The following is a 6731-nucleotide window of genomic DNA, read 5'->3' as shown; positions in this document are numbered from 1 at the left end:
TAATCCTAGGTACTGGGCCTGCTGGCTTAACAGCAGCAATTTATTTAGCAAGAGCCAATATGAATCCTATAGTTATCGAAGGTGAACAACCAGGAGGACAATTAACACTAACAACAGAAGTTGAAAACTTTCCGGGTTTTATAGATGGGATTATGGGACCGGACCTTATGGATAACATGAGAAAACAAGCAGAACGCTTTGGTGCTGAATTTAAAAGAGGATGGGTAACGGATGTGGATGTATCCCAAAAACCTTTCAAGCTTCATATTAATGGTTTAGGGGAAGTTGTAACCGAATCACTTATTCTTTCAACGGGTGCATCAGCAAAACTCCTTCAAATTCCAGGCGAACAAGAACACATTGGTTCAGGTCTAAGCACTTGTGCAACTTGCGATGGCTTTTTCTACAGGGGCAAAAAAGTTATCATTGTTGGAGGAGGAGACTCGGCAATGGAAGAAGCGAATTTTCTCACTAAATTCGCTTCTGAAGTTACTATTATTCATCGCCGTGACGAATTACGCGCTTCAAAGATTATGCAAAATCGAGCTAAACAAAATCCCAAAATAGCTTGGGGGTTAAATAAAACTCCTCTGGAAGTAATTGGGGATGGTATAAAAGTAACGGGACTGAAAGTGAAAAATAATGATACTGGTGAAGAAGAGATAGTTGAGGCAGATGGGATTTTTGTCGCAATTGGACATACACCAAATACGGCTTTCCTAAAAGGACAAATCGAAACAGACGAGGTTGGTTATATTCAAGTAAAGCCTGGAACAATAGAAACTAATATATCAGGTGTCTACGCATGTGGCGATGTCCAAGATGATAAATATCGCCAAGCAATTACAGCTGCGGGGACAGGATGTATGGCAGCCTTAGATGTAGAAAGATACTTAGAATCTGTAAGTAATGAATGGAATCCAACATTGATCGGGGGGAAAGAATGATGACGACAAAAAATTATCAGGAATTAATTGAGGACGGTATTTTTATTGGTGGTGCAGATGATGCAGTGGATGTTATGAAGGATGAAAGAGTAGATGTAATCGTAGATTTACGTGCAGAATCCACGAATATTTCATCTGACAGCAATCGGATTCATTGTCCGATTGTTGATGATGCCGATCAGCAAGATGAATCTGTGAATAAAGCCATCAATTTGGTCGTCAATTCTTACAATGACGGACAGAAAGTCTTCGTTCATTGCGGTGGGGGAAGTAATCGAACAGGTACTGTGGCTATCGGAACACTTTTGGCCCTTGGTAAAGCAAACACAATTGCTGAAGCAGAGGAAATGGCGAAAACAATTCGCCCTAAGATCAATGTAAAATCAGCAATGAGAGACTCATTAAAAAGAATATTCCCCGATGCATAGTCATTGGATGGGAAAATAAGGAGAGAAGATAATGAACATTACAAATGAAGCCAAAGAATATATTCAATCACTATTGAAAGAACAGCAATCTAATGGACTTCGGATTTATGCCATTGAGGGTTGTTGTGGACCGCAAATCGGTTTATCCCTTGATCCACCTGAAGAGTCGGATACTGTTTCTGTGATCAATGACATCCAAGTTGCCGTTTCCACGATAGCTTTAGACCTTTTGAGCAATGTAACATTGGATTTTGAAACTGAAGGTGAACAATCCGGTTTAGTCATGATTGGTGCGCCGAATAACTGTTGAAAAAGAACTAGCTTTTTGTACAAAGAAAGCTAAATTGAAAATGCTTAAATCAGCTGAAGAAGTTCGCTTCGAGAATAAAGAGAATGAACAAACGCTGAATATGGAAATTCAGCGTTTGTTGTTTGTGTGCTATTCGCACTATTAGGTTGATTGTTCAAACCTCTGTAATTGATTAATTGTTTGTAATCAATCGATCTTTATTAGTTTCCGAGTGCCTGTTACCACTACGCTTTGAAAAAGTTGTTCATTATACCAAGCATTATTCATAAAAAAAGCAACTGTGCTCCCGCCTATTAAACAAACTCCAAATTGATCTTCCCGTCGACAAGTGTCAGCTGCGCATCAAACTTATTTCCCGTATTGGCAGTAAAGCCCTTAATTACATTCGTTTTTCCCTTCGTGCACAGGAGCTTAATCTGACTTGGTGTCAGCTTCTTCTTCAAAAACACTCCAGGGAATGTTTGCTTGCAGCCACTTTTATAAGCGCTACAACCGTAAAACTCTTTGCGTGCAATAATCATGCCTTCTTTACAAGCGGGGCATGGAGCAACTTCCACTTGTTTATAGGAGGTGCGTTGGGTCGTCTTGCTGACTACATTGGCGGCTAATTTTGCATCAATTGGCTTGGCATTTAATTGACCCGGTACTTCCTCCAATAAACTATGAATGAATTTCGCGATGCTACCTAGAAAGAGTTCTTGCGTTCCTTCGCCATTGCCGATTTTGCGTAAATAGGTCTCCCATTTGGCAGTCATCGACGGGCTTGCCAGCAGGTTTCCTTCAATGGCTTGGCATAGGATGCGACCTTTATCCGTAATCGACACGATGTTTTTCGTCACACTGATATAACCATGCCGTTTGATTGTTTCGATGATGCCACTTCGAGTCGCTTCTGTTCCAAGCCCCTCTACTTCTTTCAGAATTTCCGTCTCATTTTTATCCTCAACGAGCTTGCCACAGGTTTTCATCATGGCGATGAGCTGACCTTCTGTATACGGTTTAGGCGGCATCGTTTTGCCTTCCTTAATGCCGATGTCACTGTCGACGGGTTCATGGAGCGTGAGTGGTGGTAATGTAGGCTCGTCCTTGTCGTTATCTTTGGCAGATGAACGAACGAATAATGCTTTCCAACCTTTGTCACGCTCGGTCTTGCCGACTGTGAAGAAGGGAAGTCCGTTCACGTCAGTTGTCACCTTCGTTTCGGTGTACAGGTAGTCGGTATGGAACATGGCGAGTGTTGTGCGGACCACTTCCTCGTATAAGTTGCGCTCGATAGTCGATAACCTGCCAAGCACCGCCTGTGACGGGATTTTTTTCGTCGGTATGATGGCATAATGCTCTTGAACCTTCGAGCTGTCAACATAGCGCTTTTTCGGCGCAAGCGACTCGACGGGGAAGGGATGTCCAATAAGCTGTTGGTAATCGCTCACTTGGTTGGCAAGATAGGTGAATTCATTTGGCGTAATATAGCGAGAATCTGTCCGTGGATACGTGACAATCTTTTTTTCATAGAGTCCTTGCATGATCTTCAACACATCTGCAGGACTCGTTTTCCACAACCGATTCGCTGTTGCTTGTAACGTTGACAGAGAGTGCAGCTGTGGAGGTGGCGTCCGTTTATCGATTTTCTCCACAGATGTAATGGTTCCGGGTGATTTTGGATGAATATTGTGCTTGGCTAGTAGCTCCCGAATGATTTCTCGTTTCGGCTCCTTGGCCTTCGCTTTTCCTTTATACGCTCCATTAGCAGCTGTAAACGTTGCTTCAATTTCAAAAAATGGCTCCGAAACAAACGTCTCAATTTCTCTTTGTCGCTGATAAATTAAGTAAACCGTTGGCGATTGCACGCGTCCAATCGAAAAGACATCCTGAACACCACGTTCTTTTAGAAGTAACGAATACAGGCGTGAGCCATTCATTCCTACAAGCCAATCACTAATCTGGCGAGCTTTGGCTTCTTCATACATGAGAAGGTCTTTGCGGTTATCCTGTAAGTTGGAAAAACCTTTCCGTACTTCATCCACCTCAAGGGAATTGATCCATAATCGTTTAATCGTCTGATTCCGAGCCCCAGTTTGATAGTAAATGCTATAGAAAATATTCGATCCTTCACGGTCCACGTCACAGCCATTAATGACCGTATCCGTCCCTTTAATGAGCTTCTTCACAATCGTAAACTGCTTGTATTTCCCCTTCGCCACCTGGAACTCATAGCGTTCTGGCAAAATCGGCAAGCTGCCCAGTGACCACTTTGTCCATTTCGGGTCGTACGCTTTGGGCTCTTTCAATTCAACTAGATGGCCGATCCCCCATGTAATATAGGCACCCTCTGGAAAAATCGGTGAAGGCAAGATTTCTAAATAGCCTTCATGTCGTTTAACGGAAAAAGCATCCGCGTAAGCCTTTGCTTGGGATGGTTTTTCAGCTAGGATGACGGGTTTCATGATAGCACCTCTTTTCTTTATGCGATGAAACAGTAGTTCTTGTAGTTGAATTATCGCATATACGGAGGTGGTTTCCAAATTCATAGTTAGGGTGGAGGCTAGTGCGCAACTTATTATCCCTAGAGTTCAAAAAAACTTGTTTTTTTGAATTAACGTGTTTGAGTGACTGGTACCGAATACTAATTTGGCGTGTTTTTGCTTTATGATAAAGCAGAAAGTTTTTTTATTGTCTTCAGGATTGTTAAAACCTTTTCGTACTTCACCGACTTTGGATGGGTTGCACTTAGATGCAATAAATTTATAGTATTCATAATTAATAATTATATAAATATAACTTTAAATGATGGGTACTCGGTGTTACAATTAATTTTGCAATTAAAAACTTCATTATTTTTCACTCATATAATAGCAGGAATATGGCCTGCAAGTTTCTACCGAACCCCGTAAAGGCTTCGACTATGAGTGGCGATATTTTTGTGTTTTTTTATATTAAGAACCCAGGAAGTATTGTTCACTCATTTAAGTGTCTAATATTTCCTGGGTTTTTTTTTATTTTCCGGAAAATATGAAGGGGTTTTGTGAATACTGAGGTGGAAAGTGATTTCTTTAATAGCATTAAACTTGAGAAGGAGCAAAAACAATTATGTATTTTATTATTAATGTGGTTGGAATCATCGTAATTTTAGGTCTTGCTTATGTTTTGTCATTCCGTAAAAGACAAATAGCGATCAAGCCGATTATTACGATGTTAATCTTACAGCTGGCTATGACATGGTTCATGTTATCGACGGATATCGGTGGAAAAGTGATTACTTTAATTGCTGATTTCTTTTTATGGCTCATCAACAGTTCGATGTCTGGCATCAATTTTGTATTTGGGGATTTAGCGCCGCTTGATGGCTCGAGTTTTACTTTTTTCATGAATGTGTTGTTGCCGATTATTTTTGTCGTCGTCTTTTTTGATATTTTAACGTACTTTGGGATTCTACCGGCAATTATTAATGGGGTTGGCTGGGTGCTTTCCAAAATTACAAGAACACCGCGTTTTGAAAGCTTCTATGCCATTCAAGTTATGTTTTTAGGGAATAATGAAGCGTTGGCGGTTACGCGTGAACAATTAAATCGAATGAATGATAAACGGTTTTTAACTGTTGCGATGATTAGTATGTCCTGTGTAAGTGCGGGAATGATCGGCGGCTATTTGACGCTATTAGAGCCGACATATGTATTAACGGCGATTCCGCTAAATGCGATTGGGGCATTAATTATCACTTCAATTATTAATCCTTATCTTGTTACGGAAGAAGAGGATATTGTTTACTCACCGCCCAAATCGGAAAAAGGAAATTTCTTTGATATGATTACGACAGGTATGCTGATGGGCGGTAAGTTAGCCATCATCATTGCGGTCATGCTGATTGGTTTTGTTTCACTCATTACCGCTACGAATACATTCTTGGCTTTGATTCATTCCGAGCTTTCACTTGAGAATATTTTTGGTGTACTATTTGCACCATTAAGCTTTTTAATGGGCGTCGAATGGGATCAAATCCTCGCGGTTGGCCAATTAATGGGCGTCAAAATTGTTTTAAATGAATTCATGGCGATGACTCATTTAAAGGAAATGACTTCTTCTTTAAATCCGCATACAGAAGCCGTTGCGACAAGTTTTCTTGTCTCGTTTTGTAACTTTGCGACAATCGGTATCATTCTTGGAAGCATGCAAGCTTTATTTAAAAAAGAAAGATCCCAATACGTTGCAAGATATACATGGTTACTATTAGCAAGCGGTATTCTTGTTTCTAGCTTAACGGCAATGGTAGTCGGGCTTTTCGTTTGGTAATGATCACAATGCGGAATGGAGGAATTATCGATGAATCAACGCGATGCACACTATTACGTATCAAAACTTGGACTAGAGCCGCATCCAGAGGGCGGTTATTATAAAAGAACATTTGCATCTAGGGAACAGGTAACAGATCAGGAACTATCCGTGAATTTTGACGGGAAGCGCAAGCTTTATACAAGCATTTACTTTCTATTAACTTCTAAAGACGTGTCACATTTTCATCGATTAAAATCGGATGAATTATGGTACTACCACGCAGGAAGTCCTTTAACCATTCATATCATTCACGAAAATGGGGAATATGAAGAGATTAAGCTTGGGTTAAATCTAGATAATGGAGAAGTTCCTCAAGCGTTAGTTCCAAAAAACTCGATCTTTGGTTCGTCCGTTATGGATAAAGATACATTTTCTTTAGTAGGTTGTATGGTTTCACCGGGCTTTGAATTTCAAGACTTTGAGATGTTCACACAAGCTGAACTATTGTCCAAATACCCGAGGTACAAGGAAGTTATTATGAAGTTGGCCTATGAAGTACTTCCAGAATAAGGGGTAATATGGGTTGTACAATACATGACGTTAGTAAAAGGAAAGCTTCATCCACCAATGTTTACCCCCTACATGGATGTAACGTTACAAAGCAGTTTGATTGTAGGGGAATTAAAACCAGAGCGATTAGAAGAAGGATAACGCCTTAAATTAGGGTGTTTCCTTCTCTTTTTTTTTTTGGCTATTTCCTTGAAAAAGTCAAACCTA

General features: G+C 40.4%; 6 protein-coding genes and 1 riboswitch. Of the genes, 5 read left to right on the top strand and 1 reads right to left on the bottom strand.

Going from position 1 to position 6731, the window contains the following annotated elements:
• Positions 1-2 precede the first annotated feature (2 nt).
• Genes trxB through R2B72_RS16035 form a run of 3 tightly spaced genes read left to right on the top strand, consistent with a single transcriptional unit; the run spans position 3 to position 1685 of the window.
• Positions 3-947: a thioredoxin-disulfide reductase gene (gene trxB, locus R2B72_RS16045; RefSeq protein WP_318617758.1), complete on the top strand. Its 945-nt coding sequence runs from the start codon at positions 3-5 to the stop codon at positions 945-947.
• Positions 947-1375: a dual specificity protein phosphatase family protein gene (locus tag R2B72_RS16040; protein ID WP_318617756.1), complete on the top strand. Its 429-nt coding sequence runs from the start codon at positions 947-949 to the stop codon at positions 1373-1375. The genes trxB and R2B72_RS16040 overlap by 1 nt, the downstream gene beginning before the upstream one ends.
• 31 nt (positions 1376-1406) lie before the next feature.
• Positions 1407-1685: a HesB/IscA family protein gene (locus R2B72_RS16035; RefSeq protein ID WP_318617754.1), complete on the top strand. Its 279-nt coding sequence runs from the start codon at positions 1407-1409 to the stop codon at positions 1683-1685.
• Between the two features lie 293 nt (positions 1686-1978).
• Here the strand turns inward: R2B72_RS16035 and topB are convergent, their stop codons facing one another.
• Complete coding sequence (gene topB / locus R2B72_RS16030) at positions 1979-4129, bottom strand: DNA topoisomerase III (RefSeq protein ID WP_318617752.1); 2151 nt, start codon at positions 4127-4129, stop codon at positions 1979-1981.
• Positions 4130-4507: 378 nt separating this feature from the next.
• A riboswitch (purine riboswitch) is annotated at positions 4508-4608 on the top strand.
• A gap of 164 nt (positions 4609-4772) precedes the next feature.
• Here topB and R2B72_RS16025 point away from each other — a divergent pair.
• Both R2B72_RS16025 and R2B72_RS16020 read left to right on the top strand, forming a co-directional pair.
• Positions 4773-5972, top strand: a complete 1200-nt coding sequence (locus tag R2B72_RS16025; RefSeq protein ID WP_318617750.1) for a NupC/NupG family nucleoside CNT transporter — start codon at positions 4773-4775, stop codon at positions 5970-5972.
• 30 nt (positions 5973-6002) lie between these two features.
• Entirely contained in the window at positions 6003-6524 is a 522-nt protein-coding gene (locus tag R2B72_RS16020) for a cupin domain-containing protein (RefSeq protein ID WP_318617748.1), read from the top strand.
• Positions 6525-6731: the final 207 nt, after the last annotated feature.

The organism is Sporosarcina sp. YIM B06819 (assembly GCF_033485175.1).
Taxonomy (GTDB): Bacteria; Bacillota; Bacilli; order Bacillales_A; family Planococcaceae; genus Sporosarcina.
The sequence above is the reverse complement of the archived record's forward strand: the minus strand, read 5'-3'. Positions and strand labels throughout refer to the sequence as shown.